Origin of the sequence: Rhodococcus spongiicola (assembly GCF_004011835.1) — a bacterium.
In the GTDB taxonomy this organism is placed as follows: domain Bacteria; phylum Actinomycetota; class Actinomycetes; order Mycobacteriales; family Mycobacteriaceae; genus Prescottella; species Prescottella spongiicola.
Genome location: NZ_RKLN01000004.1, coordinates 66,395 through 82,459, shown reverse-complemented (window position 1 = coordinate 82,459; position 16,065 = coordinate 66,395). Strand labels below are relative to the sequence as shown.

Sequence of the window (16,065 nt, the reverse complement as noted above, 5' to 3'; positions counted from 1 at the left end):
ACGGGCGATTATCTCCTGTGACAGTTGGTAATGCGAACGACTATTCCTACCAGACCGGCCCGACGAGACTCTTCATTTCCTACGACGGGCTCCGATTTCTTTCGTGGACGAAACCAAGTTGTCGGACTTCCTACGAACCTTCTCGTGGCTTGACGAACGGGAACGCGAGTGACTCACGGATGCTGCCGCCGGTGATCAGCATGACGACTCGGTCGACGCCCAGGCCGAGTCCGCCGGTCGGCGGCATCCCGTGCTCGAGAGCTTGGAGGAAGTCCTCGTCGAGTTCCATGGCCTCCGGGGCGCCGCGGGCCGCGAGTAGGGACTGCCCGGTCAGCCGCTGCCGCTGGTCGATCGGGTCGGTCAGCTCGCTGTAGGCGGTGCCCAGTTCCTTGCCCCACGCCACCAGGTCCCATTTCGCGGCGACCCCGGGAAGCGTGGGGTGCGGACGGGTCAGCGGCGACATCGAGATCGGGAAGTTGGTGTAGAACGTCGGGAACTCGGTGTGCGCCTCGACCAACTGTTCGTACAGTTCGTGGGCGACGGCGCCGGCGTCCCAATGCTTCCGGTACTCGATCTTGTTGGCGTCGCACAGTTTCCGCAAGTCCTCGAGCGGCGTCTCGGGGGTGACGTCGATACCGAGCTTGCCGGAGATCGCTCCGTGCATCGTCTTGACCGGCCACTCGCCGGAGATGTCGACCTCGGTGAGTTCGCCGTCCGGGCCGGGCCGCATGACGGTCGGGCTGCCGTGGGCGGCGACGGCGGCGCCCTGGATCAACTCCCGGCACAGCACCATCATGCGTTCGTGGTCACCGTGCGCCTCGTACGCCTCGAGGATCGTGAACTCCGGGTTGTGCTTGAAGTCGACACCCTCGTTGCGGAAGACGCGGCCGATCTCGAACACCTTCTCCACGCCCGCCACACACAGCCGCTTGAGGAACAGTTCGGGTGCGATGCGCAGGTACAGGTCCAGGTCGTACGCGTTGATGTGGGTGACGAACGGGGTCGCGGCGGCGCCGCCGTGGGTGCGCTGCAGGACCGGCGTCTCCACCTCGAGGTAGCCGCGGGCGGTGAGCGCGTCGCGCAGCGAGCGCACGATCGCGGTGCGCACGGCGAGCAGACGGCGCGACTCCGGGTTGATCGCGAGCTCGACGTAGCGCCGCCGCATCTTCGTTTCGGTGTCGGTGAGCCCCTTCCACTTGTCCGGCAGCGGGTGTAGGCACTTGCCGTTCATCCGCCAGTCCGTCGCGAGCACCGACAGTTCACCCCGGTGGCTGCGGCCGATGGTTCCGCTGACCTCGATGAGGTCGCCGAGGTCGAAGTCGGTGGCGAATGTATCCAGCCGGTCTCCTACGGCAGTGCGGTCGATGAGTATCTGGATCTCGCCCGACCAGTCCCGCAGCGCCGCGAACGCGATACCGCCGTACGTGCGGATCCGTAACAGCCGCCCCGCGATTCGTACCTGCGTTCCCTCGGGTGAGGCCGCTGCGGCTGCAACCGTGTGGGTCGGCGGACTGGCTGGAGGATACGCGTCGATGCCGGCGTCGGTGAGCCTGGCGAGCTTGTCCAGTCGAACCCGCACCTGCTCGGGACGGCGCGGTCCGGTCGGCTCCGCTGCGGTCGAGAGATCACCGGAGGTGGATGGCAGGGACCCCTCGGCGACGTCCGGTGCACTGCCGTCCGCGTGCAGGATTCCGGAGCCTGCCAGCGCCGTCGGTACCGCGGCCCGGCGACCGGTGTGGGTGGGCGCGTTTGCCCGGTGACCGAAGGTGGGCAGCGTGAGCAAACCCTCGGCGATGACCGACGCGATGCCGACGCGAGGTAGGTGACGGTTGTCGTCGAAGCACAGGTAGCGCGGCGTCCAATCCGGCTGGTACTTCACGTTCGAGCGGTACAGCGCCTCGAGCTGCCACCAGCGGGAGAAGAACAACAGGATCGATCGCCAGATCCGGAGGACCGGGCCGGCGCCGAGGCGGGCCCCCTCCTCGAACGCCGAGCGGAACGTCGCGAAGTTGAGCGATACCCGGGCGACGCCGAACTCGGTGGCGCGGGTCGCGAGTTCGCTGACCATCAGCTCGACAACGCCGTTGGGGGCCTGAGGGTTCCGGCGCATCAGATCCAGCGAGGCGCCGTTGGGGCCCCACGGCACGAACGAGAGCATGCCCAGCACCGTGCCGTCAGCCGCGATCGCCTCGACCAGCAGGCAGTCGCCGTCGAGTGGGTCGCCGAGCCGACCGAGCGCCATCGAGAAGCCCCGCTCGGTCTCGGTGTCACGCCACTTGTCGGCCCGGGAGATTACGTCGGCCATCTGGCCCGGCGGGATGTCGCGGTGGCGTCGGATGCGGACGGTCGCACCTGCCTTGCGGAGGCGGTGGACCGCTTGCCGTACCTGCCGCATCTCGCGACCGTTCAGCGTGAAGTCCCGGGTGTAGAGGATCGCCTCGTCACCGAGTTCCAGAACCGACAGCCCCGCGCGTTGGTACACGGTCGCGCCCGCTTCGCTCGCACCGAGCACCGCGGGCGCCCAGCCGTACTTCGAGCACAGGGCGAGCCAGGCGTCGATCGCGTGCGGCCACGCCTCCGGGTTCCCGATGGGGTCGCCGCTCGCCAGGCACACCCCCACCTCGACGCGATAGGTCACCGCGGCCTTGCCACTGGGTGCGAAGATGACGGCCTTGTCGCGTCGGGTCGCGAAGTATCCGAGGGAATCGCTCGCGCCGAAGGGCTCGAGCAGACCGCGCAGGGCGGACTCGTCGTTGCCGGTCAGCGCGTTCGAGACCCGCTGGGAGCGGAAGAGGGTGATCACCGCGGCCAGCAGCGCGAGCGCGCCGAACAGCCCCAGGAGGGTGTCGATGATGACGTCCGGTTGACCGTCGAACTGTTCGCTGCCGATCGCAACGAGTGCGATCACGCGGTTGAGGGCCCACAGGAACCGCTGGTCGGGAGGCAGCGTGCCCGGGAACAGTTCGACGAGCCCCCAGCCGAGCAGGGTGCCGATCACGAGCCCGACCAGCAGTACGGACAGTGCCTTCCAGGCCGCGCCACGACGGACCCGCGTGTAGAACTGCTTGCGGGACGCGATGAGTACGCCCACCACGGTCACCTGGACCAGGCAGGCGATCGCGGAGTTGACATTCCTCTCGGTGACCGCGTCGATCGCGTTGAGGACCGCGAATCCGGCCAAGTAGGCCGTCAGCAGCCACCACGCGATGCGTTTGCGGCTCGCGAGGGCCGCTGCGACGAGGCCGACCACCACGGCCCACGACAGGCTCGTATCGGGTGCGGCGAAGTAGTAGTCGTCGACGTAGACGCGGGGGGTTTGGAGGAGATCCCGGAGCACGGGGGAAAGGCTCCACAAGAACACCAGGACGGAGTACACCCCCAGGATCAGACCCGCGATGTGCGGGATTTCCGCGAGACGCCCGCGTCTGACCGGGACGGCAGTGCGGTCGTGCTCTCGCTTCTCCGCCGTCTCTACCGCGAACCCGCTGCCCGAGGCCATGGTGTCCTCCCCGTTGATGGTGCGTCTGATTCCAGTGTGAGACGTCGAACAGAGGTTTGGGTCCGAGGAGGATGATGGGGTCATGTCTGACGCCGTGGACCAGGTACCGATCCGTGACGAGTCGATCCGCCTGGGTCAGTTCCTCAAGCTCGCAAATCTCATCGAGTCGGGAGCCGAGGCGAAGGGCGTCATCGCCGACGGACTGGTGACCGTCAACGGTGAGGTCGAGACCCGACGCGGGCGGCAGCTGCACGGCGGCGACCTCGTCGAGATCGGTGGCATGTCGGCGCGGGTCACGGCCCCGACCTCGTAGTTCCCAGCATGTTTGTCCCCGGCGTCCGTCTCCGGCATCTCAGCGTCGTGCATCCCAGCGCAGTGCCGTTTCGGCCGCCGACCCATCCGATTGCCGCACTGCGCCGAATGTTCCGAGTGCCTTGAAGGAAGAGGGCTCTGGAAGTAGAGGGCTCTGGAAGTAGACGGCTCCGGAAGGAATGGGCGGTACATGACGACTGAGCAATACGCGAACCCTCGGGAGGGAGGGCGCGGCAGGCACCTGACGGCGCGAGCCGCGTCGGGGGTGCTGGCGGCGGCCTTGGTGCTGGGTGTGGGGGAACTGATGTCGGTGCCGGTCGGCGGCGCGTCCTCGCCGTTCTTCGCGGTCGGCGGCACCACCGTCGACCGGAGCCCGGCATGGGCGCGTGAATTCGCCATTGGCACGTTCGGCACGAACGACAAGCCCGCCCTGTTCATCGGTATGAGCATCCTCATCGTGGTGTTCGCGGCGATCGCCGGCATCGTCGAACAACGTAGGCGGCCGTACGGCAGCGCCATTCTCGTCGGACTCGGCGCCGTCGGGGTGTACGCGGCAGTGACTCGTCCCGATGCCACGGCCGCGTACGCCGTCCCGACGATCGTCGGTGTCCTCGCGGGGGTGGTGGCTCTGCGCCTGCTCACCGCGCAGCTATGGGAGCCCGAGACCGGCGAGCCGCGCGAGCAAAGCGGCTTCTCCCGCAGAACCTTCCTCGGTCTGGCCGCGACCACGGCGGCGGTCGCCGCCGCAGCGGGCGTCGCCGGGCGTCAGCTCGCGGAGAGGGTTGCGGGCGCGGTGCGCAATCGCAGCGCCTTCACGGTGCCCGCCGTGGCTGCGGCGGACAAGGCACCCGCGATTGCGGCCGGTACCGATATCGCGGTCCCCGGCGCCACGCCCTTCCTCACCACGAACGACGAGTTCTACCGCATCGACACCGCGCTGCAGGTCCCCATGCTGACCACCGACGACTGGCGGTTGCGGATCCACGGCATGGTGGACCGTGAGCTGACGCTGACCTGGGACGACTTGATGTCTCGCACCCCGATCGAACGAACGATCACCCTCACCTGCGTCTCCAACGAGGTCGGCGGCGACCTGGCCGGCAACGCGACCTGGATCGGCTATCCCATCAAGGACCTGCTCGACGAGGTGGGTGTGTCTCCGGACGCGGACATGCTCCTGTCGGGTAGCCACGACGGCTTCACCGCCGGCACGCCCGTCGAGGTCCTGCGCGACGGCCGGGACGCGATCCTGGCCGTCGCCATGAACGGGAGGCCGCTGCCCTTCGACCACGGCTACCCGGTGCGGCAGGTGGTTCCCGGTCTGTACGGATACGTCTCGGCGACCAAGTGGGTCGTCGACTGGGAGCTGACCCGATTCGACCGGGCCCAGGCGTACTGGACCCGCCGTGGGTGGGCCGAGCTGGGCCCGATCAAGACCGCGTCGCGGATCGACGTGCCCGCCGCGTTCGCGAGACTCGACGCCGGTCCGGTCCTCGTCGCCGGCACGGCATGGGCACAGCACCGCGGCATCGAAAAGGTCGAGGTCCGGGTCGACGGTGGCTCGTGGCAGACCGCGACACTGGCCCCGCAGTACACCGTCGACACGTGGCGGCAGTGGACTTGGCAATGGGAGGCGACTCCCGGCGCCCATACCCTCCAGGTGCGGGCCACCGACCTCGACGGTGTCACCCAGACCGAGGTGCGATCGGGCCCCGTCCCCGACGGTGCCACCGGATGGCACACCCTGTCGGTGACGGTGTCGTGACGCGGATCCTCACCGGCTACCGGGACGTGCGCTAGTTGTAGTTCCCAGGCAGGTTGTGAACGGCGTGGCGTGGCGGAGTAGGTGAGGACCTCCGGTATCGGTGTGGTTACCACACACACGCCGACAAATCGGAGGTCCTCGATGACACACGCTAATGCCTTCCTGACTCCTCGTGGACGATTGACCCTCGCCGAACTCGTCATCATCGACGGCTGGTCGGTGGCGCGGGTATCCGAACGGTTCCAGTGCTCGAAGGCGACGGCGACGAAATGGGTGGACCGCTACCGTGCCGGCGATCGGTCGATGCGGGATCGATCTTCACGCCCATACCGGTGTCCACACCGGACACCGACCCGTACCGAGCGCCGGATCGTCGGGCTGCGGTTCACTCGCAGGTGGGGGCCACACCGGATCGCGTACCACCTGCACCTGGCCCGTTCCACCGTCGAGGCCGTGCTGCGCCGGTACCGGATGCCCCGGCTCGCTCACCTCGATCAGGCCACCGGCCTGCCCGTGCGCCGGGAGCCCGCTCGACGCTACGAGCACGCCGAGCCCGGAGATCTGGTCCACGTGGACATCAAGAAACTCGGCCGGATCCCTCACGGCGGCGGTCACCGTAAACTCGGCCGCGCAGCAGGACGCAAGAACCGCTCCGGCAGGGGGTACGTGTCCCTGCACCACGCGATCGACGACCATTCCCGGCTCGCCTACTCGGAAATCCTTGGTGACGAGACGAAGGAGACCGCGGCCGGCTTCTGGACCCGGGCGAAAGCCTTCTTCGCCGCCCACCACATCACCGTCACCCGGGTGTTGACCGACAATGGATCCTGTTACCGCTCACACGCATTCGCTACCGCACTCGGGCCGACGTCGCGCACAAGCGGACCCGCCCGTACCGACCGCAGACCAACGGGAAGGTGGAGCGTTTCAATCGCACCCTCGCCGCCGAGTGGGCGTATGCCGACACCTACCGCAGCGACGAGGCACGTTCATCGACATACCAAGCCTGGATCCATCACTACAATCACCACCGACCCCACACCGGGATCGGCGGCAAGTCACCCATCGAACGTGTCGGCGTTCACAACGTCCCCAGGAATTACAGCTAGGCGATCCATGAGCCGGTCAGCCCCTGCACCACCGAACCGTCGAGGTCCGCGAGCTTCACTCCGGCGAAAGCACGTGCAGCGTCGGAGGTCAGCACTCGGAAGGCGGGCCGCTCTGCCGCCAGCACCTCGACCAACTGGCCGGCCACGTCCTGTGGAGTTTGGGCGTTGGCGAAGACACCGCTGGTGTGGGCCAGGTAGGCGGTGAGTGCGGGCGCGTACGGTCCGGCCTGCTCGATCACGGCATCGATGACACCGACATTGCTGACGAATTCGCTGGCCACCGCACCCGGCTCGACCACGCTGATCGCCACACCGACGGTCGCCGCGACCGGCGCCAGCGACTCCATGAACCCCTCGACCGCGAACTTGGCCGCGCAGTAGGCCTCATTGAACGGCTGCCCCACCACACCGCCGACGCTGGTGACGGTCACCACCCGCCCCTTACTCACGCGCAGCAGTGGCAGTGCCGCCTTGGTGACGGTAAGGACACCGAAGAAGTTGACCTCCATCACGGCGCGCACGTCGTCTAAACTCTCCTGCTCGAGCGTGCCGAGGTGACCCGCACCGGCGTTGTTCACCAGCGCGTCGAGACGATCCAGCCCGGCCAGGCACAACGCGACCGAAGCCGGGTCAGTCACATCCAAGGCCCTCACATCGACGGACACCCCAGCCTGCTCGGCTGCCGCCAGCAACGCGGTCGCCTTGGTGGTGTCGCGCATGGTGGCCACCACATGCCAGCCGCTCTGCGCGGCGGCGACGGCGGTGGCCAGGCCGATTCCGGAGGAGGTGCCGGTGATCAGGACGGTCTTGCTGCTCATCTTCTCAACCCTTCATTGCTTATCAGTCATAGCTATTATGCACCATAACTATGTTTTGTAAAATTCCGTTCTGTCAAGCATCTTGGTAGGCATGGACCCCATGGAAAGCAGTTCGGATGATCCAGTCGACGATGTCGTGCGCCTGTTCGCGGCAATCAACCGCCGCTACGCGCAGGAGTCAGAAACCGCCGCCGCCGTACATGACCTAACCCCATTGCAGGTCAAGGCACTACTCGCCGCAGAAGCACCGGTCCCGATGCGCCACATCGCTAACCGCCTGCACGCGGAACCCTCCAACGTCACCACCATCATCGATCGATTGGAGTCACGCGGCCTGGTCGAGCGCCGCCCCGACTCGGGCGACCGCCGCATCAAACTCGTCGCCGCCACCCCGGCCGGGCTCGCCGTCGCGGCTGACCTCCGCGCTCGTATGCCCTTCGCCGCGGCCCCGCTGGCCCGACTCGCCACCGAGCAACGCCAGTCCCTGCGCGAACTACTGCAACTCGTCCTGAACGCCTGACCCAGCGGGCGCGGCGGACGACAGCTACTCGGTCGGCATCACGATCGTCGAGAACAGCCGCCGGGTCCGCCCTTCGGCGGGGCCGAGTTCGCCCCAGCGTTCGATCACGCCCCGCAGTTCGTCCAGGAACTGCTCGAACTCGCTGTCCGACAGCGAGAGTGCGGTCTGCGTGTATCCGACGCCGTCCTGCGTGAAATCACGATCGTGCCGGGAGAGGTAGGTGTCGAACGGGCTGAGAAGTCCGGCGAGGAACGCCATGAATGCCTGGCGGTGTTCGTCCGGGGACATCGTGGCTAGTTCTTCGGGGGAGATCCGCCCAGCCTCCGCGCGCAGGGCGTAGGTCCGGCGCACGGCACCGCGCACCTTCTCCTCGGCGACCACGTCGAGCACGCGGGCATCGGTGAGGGTCGCGACCTGACGGTAGAGCGTGGCCGACGTGACGTCGGGCAGCTCGGCCGCCAGTGCGGCCGTCGTCAGCCGTCGTCCACCGAGCAGCGCCTGCACGATGCGCAAGCGGATCGGGTGGAGCAGAAGATCTGCGCTGACACTCATCGAACACCAACCATTCTCAACATTGACAACGTTCTCATTTGTAAGAATGATACTCCTCAACGGACTTAGAGAGGAGCACCATGGCCGAGTTGACGGTCACCTCGACTGCGCTGACGATCGCGCTCTCGCGTGGGGAGAAGGTCGCGGGCCTGCACGGCGACATCACCATCCCGCTCGAGCAGATCAGCTGCGTCGACGTCGTCGCAGACGCGTTCGCGAACATGCACGGATTCCGTGCGCCCGGACTCGGGTTTCCGGGCCGGATCCGGATCGGAACCTGGCGGGGCCGCGGATCCCGGATGTTCGCCGTCGCCCGTCGCGGTGTGCCGGCTGTGCGGGTGCGGACCGTCGGCGTCGCCGCAGGTGCGAACTTCGACCAGGTGATCGTCTGCACCGCGAACGCGACGGCGGACGCTCAGCGCGTTCGGGACGCGCTGTCCACGGGCCGCCCCGAGTTCACCGAAGAGGAGGTCTCGTTCATCTCGGGTGACGGAACCAAGCTGGTCGGGGCGCTCGCCGTGCCGAGCGGGGGAGGCCAGGGGCCGGTGGCGTTGATTCTGAGCGGCTCCGGGGAGATCGACCGGGACGGCGACCATCGCAAGATGGCCATCGGTGTCAGTCGGGCGCTCGCGCACGCCCTGGCCGAAAACGGCGTCGCGTCGTTGCGATTCGACAAGCGTGGGGTCGGTGCCTCGGGCGGCAGCTTTCTGTCCGCGGGCTTCACCGACAACATCGCCGATGCCGTGGCTGCCATCGAATGGTTGCGCACCACAGGAGGATTCGCGAGGGATGAGGTTGCGGTGATCGGACACAGCGAGGGCGCATGCCACGCAGTCGCGCTTGGTGCGGACCGGACTGCGGATCCGGCCGCGGTGGTACTGCTCGCAGGTCCGGCGGCGACCGGCCGGGAGGTGTTGTTGTGGCAGTCGGGCAAGGCCGTCGCGGGCCTCCCGGCCGCCGTGCGAGCGATCCTGAAGGTGCTGCGAATCGACGTGCGGACCAAGCAGTTGAAGGCGCTGGACAAGCTGCATCGAAGCGAGGGCGACGTCGCGCGCCTCGGCAGCCGCAAGGTCAACGCGCGCTGGTTCCGAGAGTTCCTCGACTTCGACCCGAAACCGCCTCTACGAGAGAACTACTCACCGGTCCTTGCGGTCACCGGCGGGAAGGACATCCAGGTGGACCCGGACGACCTCTCGACGATCGCCGACCTGGTGCCGGACGAGGTCGACACGGTCCGCGTTCCCGATCTGACACACCTGCTGCGCCGCGATCCGAACCCGCCGTCTCTGCGTGCCTACCGAAAGCTGGTGCGCGAACCGGTCGATGACAAGGTGCTGTCGCTGGTGGCCGACTGGACGGCCGGCCACCTGCGACGCGTGTGAGCCCTCACTGCTAACGGACGGACTCTTGTGTCAGCGGCCGGCCCCTGCGTCAGCGGACGACCCCTGTATCAACGGACGACCCCTGTATCAACGGACAACGATGCCGTCATCGTCGCTGTAGACGGTCTCGCCCGGGTTGAAGGTGACGCCGCCGAAGGAGACGGGCACGTTCTTCTCGCCGGAGCCGGTCTGGGTGCTCTTGCGGGGGTTCGTGCCGAGCGCCTTGACGCCGATGTCGAGGGTGCGCAGGATCGCCGAATCGCGCACCGCGCCGTTGACGATGACGCCCGCCCATCCGTTCGAGACGCCGCGACCGGCGATGATGTCGCCGACGAGGGCCGTGTGCACGCTCGCGTCACCGTCGACGACGAGGACTCCGCCGTTGCCGGGTTCGCTCAGGGTTTGCTTGACCAGCAGGTTGTCCTGGAAGCACTTGATCGTGGTGATCGGGCCGGAGAACGCGCTCCGGGCACCGAACTGGATGAACTGGGTGTCGCAGCTGCGGATGTCCGGACCGATTTCGTCGGCCAGGTCAGCGGTTGCCACCGGTTCACTCATGGTTACTGCCCTTTCGTTCGTTCGCCGGTCACACCCGAGCTTACCCACCGGTAACTTGTGCTGGTCAGCCGCGACCGGGGCGTTGCCGGTAGTCCGGGCAGGGAACGAAGGGGAACAGCGCCTGACAGCGCAAGGACCGACCGTCAGCTGTACAGCTCGGTGATCCGGTCGGCGAAGTTGTCGACCACCTTCTTGCGCTTGAGCTTCATGCTGGGGGTGATCTCGCCGTTCTCCACGGTGAGCTCGCGTTCGAGGATCGTGAATCGTTTGATCTGTTCCCAGCGGTTGAGCCCGTCGTTGAGCCGGTCGATGTAGGCGCTCATCATCGCGACGGTCGGACCGGCGGTGGCGATCTCGCGCAGGGGCATCTCGCCCATCCCGTTCTCCACTGCCCACTCGGCGATCGCTTCGCCGTCGAGGCTGATGAGGGCGACGCAGTACGACTTGCCCTCGCCGTGCACGATGATCTCCCCGACGTACGGGCAGATGCCCTTGAAGGTCGCCGCGATCGCCGACGGGGCCACGTACTTGCCGTTGGAGGTCTTGAACATGTCCTTCTTGCGGTCGGTGATCCGCAAGTAGCCGTCGGCGTCGATCGTGCCGATGTCTCCGGTGTGGAACCAGCCGTCCGGCTCGAGTGACTCGGCGGTGGCTTCCGGGTTGTGGTGGTACCCGCTCATCACGCCGGGGCCGCGCAGGAGGATTTCGCCGTCGTCGGCGATCTTGACGTCCGTGCCGGGGATGGGCCGGCCGACGGTGCCGAACCGGTATGCATTCGGTCGGTTCACGAGCGACGCGGCGCTCGTCTCGGACAGTCCGTAACCTTCGAGGACCGGTATGCCGATGGCGTCGAACCATTGAGCCACATCACGATCCAGGGGTGCGGACCCAGAGATGAAGAACTTCAGCCGGCCGCCGAACCGCTCCCGGATCGTCCGGAACACGAGTCGGTCGGCCAGCGCGTGCTGGGCCTGCTGCATTCGCGAGAGAGGCTTGCCGGCCTGACGCGCCTTCGAGGTGGCCAGCCCCACGCCGATGGCCCAGTCGAAGATCCTCTTCTTCACGCCGCCTTCGGATTTCACGGTGGCGACGATGCGCGCGTACGCCTTCTCGAAGATCCGCGGCGCCGCACCCATGAACGTCGGCCGCACGACCGCGAGGTTGTCGACGATCCTGTCGACCCGCCCGTCGATGGCCGTCGGGAACCCGATCTGCAGCGGCAGCGTCAGCAGTACCTTGCCGAACACGTGCGACAGCGGCAGCCACAGGTACTGCAGGTCGTCGCCCTCGGAGATGCCGACCGCGTCGATCGAGGCGGCCTCGTACGTCCACGCCGAGTGCGGTAGGCGCACGCCCTTCGGTCGGCCCGTCGTGCCGGATGTGTAGATCAGTGTCGCGAGGCTGTCGGGGGAGATCCCGGAAATGCGGTCGTCGACGCAGGTGGGACGCTCCCGCAAGGTTCGGTCGCCTAGATCGGCGAGTTCGTCGAAGCCCATCACCCACTCGTCGTCGGGCACGGTGCCGTCGATGAGCACGACGCGGTGCACGTCGGGGATCTCGTCACGGTGTTCGCGAAGCTTGGCGAGCTGGCTCTCGTCCTCGGCCACGACGACCCGGCTACCCGAGTTCGCGACGATGAACGCGACGTCGGATGCCGTCGTGGTGGGGTAGACGGTGGTCGTTGCGGCGCCGGCGCACATGACGGCGAGGTCCGCGAGCACCCACTCATACCGAGTGGTGGACGCTACGGCGACGCGCTGCTCGGGTTCGACGCCGAGCGCGATCAACCCAGCGGCGAGGGCGCGGACCCGCTCACTGACCTCGGACCACGTGACGCTCACCCACTCGTCGCCGACGGGGTATCGGAAGGCTTCGGATCGGGGGGTCGCCGCCACCCGGTCGACGAACAGCTGGGCCACCGTCGACGAGCGCTCCTCGATTTTGGACCAGTCCACGACCTCGTCTGACGCGCGCGAAGCTGTCATGACCCGAGTCTATGAACGCCACTGATGCCCTGAACGGGAATTCATGTCACGGTTCCGCCGCGAAGGCGTGACTCGAGTTCCCGTTCAGGGCTTGGGCGGCGGTGGCGGCGCCGACCGGGTCGGCCCCGGTCGGCCCAGATCAGCGGAGGTCGCGGCGGCGCAGCCCGGCGAGACCGGCGCCCAGCAACGCCACCGCGATCAGCAGCAGCCATATAACCGGTGCGGCCTGGAACTCGGCCCCGGGTAGCCGTGGCAGGTGCAGGAACGGCACGAGGTCGAGTATCAGCTGGGGGAGATCGGCGACCATCCCGATGATGTACAACGCGAGCATCGCCGCGAACACCACCCACGCGCCCGGTGCCAGACGCGGTAACGCCCCGAACAGCGCGACGGTGATCCCCGTGACGAGCCATACCGCCGGTAGTTGCACGAGGGCGGCTCCGAGGACAGACGGGATCTGTCCGCCGACGTCGCCGATCGACGCGCCGTACGCGATCCCGGCCGCGAGTCCGGCGACGACGAGGACGATCGCGGGACCGGCGAGGGCGAACAGGAGGTGGCTACTCGCCCAGCGCCAGCGGCCGATCGCCGCGCCGAGAACGGATTCGGCTCGGCTCGACTCCTCCTCGTCGCGCAACTGCAACGTCGCGGAGATGGAGAAGGCGGCCGCGGCGAGGCCGAAGATGGAGAAGATCATCGCGAGGTACGCATCCTCGATCACCTTGGTCCCGCCCATCCGGTCCAGGACCGAGATGATGAATTCGCTGCTGCCGATCTGGTCGCTGACGCCGCTCGCCGCGGCGCCGAGCATGGCCCCGAACACGGCCAGTCCCACCGTCCACGCGAGCAGCGGTCCGCGCTGCATGCGCCAGGCGAGGCCGATCGGGCCCGACAAGAAGGTGGACGCTTCGCCAGGACCGGGGCGTCCGGCGATGAGGCCGGCACCCAGATCGCGCTGGTCGTGCAGGCGGTAGGCGACGGCGACGAGCACGACGGCGGTAACCGCCGATAGCAACAGCACCCACCAGCGTTCGTCGGCGTACGGTCGCAGCTGCTGCGCCCACCCGATCGGTGAGAGCCAGGACATCGTTCCCGACCCGACGTCCCCGACAGCTCTGAGCAGGAACGCGAACGCGAGGACGGCGAACGCGAGGCCGCGCGCCAGTCGCGCCCCGGTGCTGATTTGTGCAGCGACAGCTGCCACGCCCGCGAACACAACCCCGGCGCCGAACATCGCCGCACCGAACGCGATCGATCCGGCGGCGCCCGTTCCGATCGCTGCGAGGCCCGCAGTGCTGGCCGCGGCGCTGACGACCGTTCCGATGCCCGCGACGAGAAGTGCCGCGGTCAGGCCCGCGCGGCGTCCGATCGACGTCGACTCGAGCAGTTCTGTGCGCCCCATCTCCTCCTCGGTGCGGGTGTGGCGGATGACGGTGAGGATGACGGCGATGGCCAGCATCGGGAACAGGACCCCCGACCGCCACGTCGCCAGCGCGCCGATGCTGGACCCGAATATCGGTCCCACCAAGGCGATCTGGGACTTCACGACCGCGGTCGTTGCCGCGAACGCGGCACGGGCACTGTCCGTCGGGTACAGTCCCGCGATCGAGCTGCCGTATACCATCGGCAGCACGCCCAACACGAGCGCCCAGGCGGGCAAGATCATCCGGTCGCGACGCAGGTAGAGGCGCAGCAGCGCCGTTGTTCCGGTGAAAGGCGACGACGTCGTCACCCCTGTGACGGTCGCCCTCGACGTCGCGGTGGCGGTCACGCCCGCACCTCTTCCGCGATTTGATAGTGCTGCATGAACAGTTCCTCGAGCGTCGGCGGCGTGCTGACCAGGCTTCGGACGCCCGTGTCACCGAGGGTGCGAATCAGGGCACCGAGTGCGTCCGCGTCGGCCTGGCAGTGCAGCGTGCGACCCTCGATCCGCACGTCTTCGACACCCGGAATTTGTCCGAGATCGCCTGGATCACCGTCGAGTTCGGCGGTGATGGACGTACGGCTCAGGTGACGCATCGCAGCGATCGAGCCACTCTCGACTGTACGGCCGGCCCGGATGATCGTGACCTTTTGGCATAGAGCTTCGACCTCCGAGAGGATGTGGCTCGACAGCAGGACGGTCACACCCCGCGCGCTGGCCTCCGCGATGCAATCGCGGAAAACCTTCTCCATCAACGGATCCAGACCCGACGTGGGTTCGTCCAGCAACAGCAGCCGGGCGTGCGACGAGAACGCAGAGATCACCGCGACCTTCTGACGGTTGCCCTTCGAGTACGAGCGGGACTTCTTGTGGGGGTCGAGGTCGAATCGTTCGATCAGATCGGCTCGACGGGCGGTGTCCAAGCCGCCGCGCATCCGCGCGAGCAGGTCGATGGTTTCCCCACCGGTGAGTGACGGCCACAGCGTGACGTCGCCTGGGACGTAGGCAACGTCACGGTGCAGGTCGACCGCGTCGCGCCACACGTCGCGCCCGAACAGAGTTGCGGTACCCCCGTTCGCGCGGAGCAAGCCGAGCAGCACCCGGATGGTCGTGGACTTGCCGGAGCCGTTGGGCCCGAGAAAGCCGTGAACCTCACCCTCGCGCACCATCATGTCCAGCCGGTCGAGTGCCCGGGTGGAGCCGAACGACTTCTCCAGCTTCTCGACTTCGATGATTGCGGTCATTCATTCTCCTTGGAGGATTGCAGCGTGTCTGTGTTGGCCGTGTCTGTGTTGGCCGTGTCTGTGTTGGCCGTGTCTGTGTTGGCCCGGTCTGTGTAGGCGTCCAGCAGCGCCGAATCGGTGAACAGTCCTTCGGTGTACAACTCGAGGCCGGGAAGCGCGATGTCGTCGCTCATCTTCCGGAGCGCGAAGGCGTAGTCGACGGAACCGTTCTTGTCGGCGTGCATCTGCAGGAACAGCAGTGTCGTGCCGAGACTGTTCATCGCCAGGTACCGCGCGCGTGCGGCGGGGTCGCGGCTCGGTCGCACCCGCCCTTCCGCGACGGCGGCGTCCAGGTACTCCTCGACGCCGGCGACCATGTCTTCGAACAGCGATTCGGCGAGTTCGCCCCCGGCCTGGAACGAGCGGACCAGATAGGCGACGAGTGGTGCGTACTGCTCGATCTCGCTCATGTACGCGAGCATCCGGCCTGGATCACTCGCCGTGAGCGCGTCCCGTTTCTCGCTCGCGATCACCTCCAGGACGTGCCCGTCGCATGCGGCGCGCAATCCCTTCTTGGAGCCGAAGTGGTGGTTGACGAGGCCGGGCGAGACTCCGGCGGCAGTCGCGACGGCGCGTATCCCGGCGCCGAACCCCTGTTCCCCGAACACCCGGATCGCGGCATCTCGGATGCGCGCCCGGGTGTTGAGGTCCCGGTCGGGCGAAACAGCTCTTGCTGAACACATGTTTAAAGTATTGCTCGACCGTTCAATCGGGTCAAGGGTTCGACCGTCGCCATCACTTAATCCCCATGCCGCCCACGCGGAATCCTGATGGCCGGCCGGCGCCGGTGTTCGACTGGTCGCGGATCGGATCCCGGTTCCTGTGACTAATGCCGGGGAAGGGGTAAGTTGTCTGTAAC

At 67.3% G+C, this 16,065-nt stretch carries 12 protein-coding genes and 1 pseudogene; 5 read left to right on the top strand and 8 right to left on the bottom strand.

The genetic code is table 11. The annotated features are described in order from the left end of the window. Window positions 1–130: 130 nt before the first annotated feature. Window positions 131–3,499 (bottom strand): bifunctional lysylphosphatidylglycerol synthetase/lysine--tRNA ligase LysX, encoded by a 3,369-nt coding sequence (gene lysX / locus EF834_RS11810; RefSeq protein WP_127947434.1) that lies wholly within the window; start codon window positions 3,497–3,499, stop codon window positions 131–133. Between the two features lie 82 nt (window positions 3,500–3,581). Between lysX and EF834_RS11805 the strand changes: the two genes are divergently transcribed. The 3 genes and pseudogenes from EF834_RS11805 (at window position 3,582) to EF834_RS11795 (ending at window position 6,685) form a co-directional block, all read left to right on the top strand. Then, window positions 3,582–3,812 (top strand): RNA-binding S4 domain-containing protein, encoded by a 231-nt coding sequence (locus EF834_RS11805; protein WP_127947433.1) that lies wholly within the window; start codon window positions 3,582–3,584, stop codon window positions 3,810–3,812. Window positions 3,813–4,001: 189 nt separating this feature from the next. Further along, window positions 4,002–5,576, top strand: coding sequence for a molybdopterin-dependent oxidoreductase (locus EF834_RS11800; RefSeq protein WP_127947432.1), 1,575 nt, complete (start codon window positions 4,002–4,004; stop codon window positions 5,574–5,576). Window positions 5,577–5,717: 141 nt separating this feature from the next. Further along, window positions 5,718–6,685 (top strand): annotated as a pseudogene (locus EF834_RS11795) (IS481 family transposase). On the opposite strand, the gene EF834_RS11790 reads toward EF834_RS11795, so the two are convergent. Next, window positions 6,682–7,503, bottom strand: coding sequence for an SDR family NAD(P)-dependent oxidoreductase (locus EF834_RS11790; protein WP_127947431.1), 822 nt, complete (start codon window positions 7,501–7,503; stop codon window positions 6,682–6,684). The pseudogene EF834_RS11795 and the gene EF834_RS11790 overlap by 4 nt on opposite strands. A 100-nt stretch (window positions 7,504–7,603) precedes the next feature. On the opposite strand from EF834_RS11790, the gene EF834_RS11785 reads away from it, so the two are divergent. After that, a complete protein-coding gene (locus EF834_RS11785) occupies window positions 7,604–8,023 on the top strand; it encodes a MarR family winged helix-turn-helix transcriptional regulator (protein ID WP_127947430.1) in 420 nt (139 codons plus the stop codon). A 24-nt stretch (window positions 8,024–8,047) separates the two neighbouring features. Here the strand turns inward: EF834_RS11785 and EF834_RS11780 are convergent, their stop codons facing one another. Next, window positions 8,048–8,575, bottom strand: a complete 528-nt coding sequence (locus EF834_RS11780; RefSeq protein WP_127947429.1) for a helix-turn-helix domain-containing protein — start codon at window positions 8,573–8,575, stop codon at window positions 8,048–8,050. Window positions 8,576–8,655: 80 nt separating this feature from the next. Between EF834_RS11780 and EF834_RS11775 the strand changes: the two genes are divergently transcribed. Beyond that, on the top strand, window positions 8,656–9,957 hold the full coding sequence (locus EF834_RS11775; protein ID WP_127947428.1) for an alpha/beta hydrolase: 1,302 nt from the start codon (window positions 8,656–8,658) through the stop codon (window positions 9,955–9,957). An 87-nt stretch (window positions 9,958–10,044) separates the two neighbouring features. On the opposite strand, the gene rraA is transcribed toward EF834_RS11775, so the two are convergent. The 5 genes from rraA to EF834_RS11750 form a co-directional block, all read right to left on the bottom strand. After that, complete coding sequence (rraA, locus tag EF834_RS11770) at window positions 10,045–10,515, bottom strand: ribonuclease E activity regulator RraA (RefSeq protein WP_127947427.1); 471 nt, start codon at window positions 10,513–10,515, stop codon at window positions 10,045–10,047. A 143-nt stretch (window positions 10,516–10,658) separates the two neighbouring features. Further along, a complete protein-coding gene (locus EF834_RS11765) occupies window positions 10,659–12,500 on the bottom strand; it encodes an AMP-dependent synthetase/ligase (protein ID WP_127947426.1) in 1,842 nt (613 codons plus the stop codon). Window positions 12,501–12,639: 139 nt separating this feature from the next. Next, complete coding sequence (locus tag EF834_RS11760) at window positions 12,640–14,271, bottom strand: ABC transporter permease (RefSeq protein ID WP_127947425.1); 1,632 nt, start codon at window positions 14,269–14,271, stop codon at window positions 12,640–12,642. Beyond that, a complete protein-coding gene (locus EF834_RS11755) occupies window positions 14,268–15,167 on the bottom strand; it encodes an ABC transporter ATP-binding protein (RefSeq protein WP_127947424.1) in 900 nt (299 codons plus the stop codon). The genes EF834_RS11760 and EF834_RS11755 overlap by 4 nt, the downstream gene beginning before the upstream one ends. Beyond that, entirely contained in the window at window positions 15,164–15,889 is a 726-nt protein-coding gene (locus EF834_RS11750; RefSeq protein ID WP_127947423.1) for a TetR/AcrR family transcriptional regulator, read from the bottom strand. The genes EF834_RS11755 and EF834_RS11750 overlap by 4 nt, the downstream gene beginning before the upstream one ends. Window positions 15,890–16,065: the final 176 nt, after the last annotated feature.

What these genes read in the sequence shown, in the direction of transcription:
- lysX (WP_127947434.1), bottom strand. Translation starts at nt 3,499, where the DNA reads ATGGCCTCGGGCAGCGGGTTCGCGGTAGAGACGGCGGAGAAGCGAGAG.
- EF834_RS11805 (WP_127947433.1), top strand. Translation starts at nt 3,582, where the DNA reads ATGTCTGACGCCGTGGACCAGGTACCGATCCGTGACGAGTCGATCCGC.
- EF834_RS11800 (WP_127947432.1), top strand. Translation starts at nt 4,002, where the DNA reads ATGACGACTGAGCAATACGCGAACCCTCGGGAGGGAGGGCGCGGCAGG.
- EF834_RS11790 (WP_127947431.1), bottom strand. Translation starts at nt 7,503, where the DNA reads ATGAGCAGCAAGACCGTCCTGATCACCGGCACCTCCTCCGGAATCGGC.
- EF834_RS11785 (WP_127947430.1), top strand. Translation starts at nt 7,604, where the DNA reads ATGGAAAGCAGTTCGGATGATCCAGTCGACGATGTCGTGCGCCTGTTC.
- EF834_RS11780 (WP_127947429.1), bottom strand. Translation starts at nt 8,575, where the DNA reads ATGAGTGTCAGCGCAGATCTTCTGCTCCACCCGATCCGCTTGCGCATC.
- EF834_RS11775 (WP_127947428.1), top strand. Translation starts at nt 8,656, where the DNA reads ATGGCCGAGTTGACGGTCACCTCGACTGCGCTGACGATCGCGCTCTCG.
- rraA (WP_127947427.1), bottom strand. Translation starts at nt 10,515, where the DNA reads ATGAGTGAACCGGTGGCAACCGCTGACCTGGCCGACGAAATCGGTCCG.
- EF834_RS11765 (WP_127947426.1), bottom strand. Translation starts at nt 12,500, where the DNA reads ATGACAGCTTCGCGCGCGTCAGACGAGGTCGTGGACTGGTCCAAAATC.
- EF834_RS11755 (WP_127947424.1), bottom strand. Translation starts at nt 15,167, where the DNA reads ATGACCGCAATCATCGAAGTCGAGAAGCTGGAGAAGTCGTTCGGCTCC.
- EF834_RS11750 (WP_127947423.1), bottom strand. Translation starts at nt 15,889, where the DNA reads ATGTGTTCAGCAAGAGCTGTTTCGCCCGACCGGGACCTCAACACCCGG.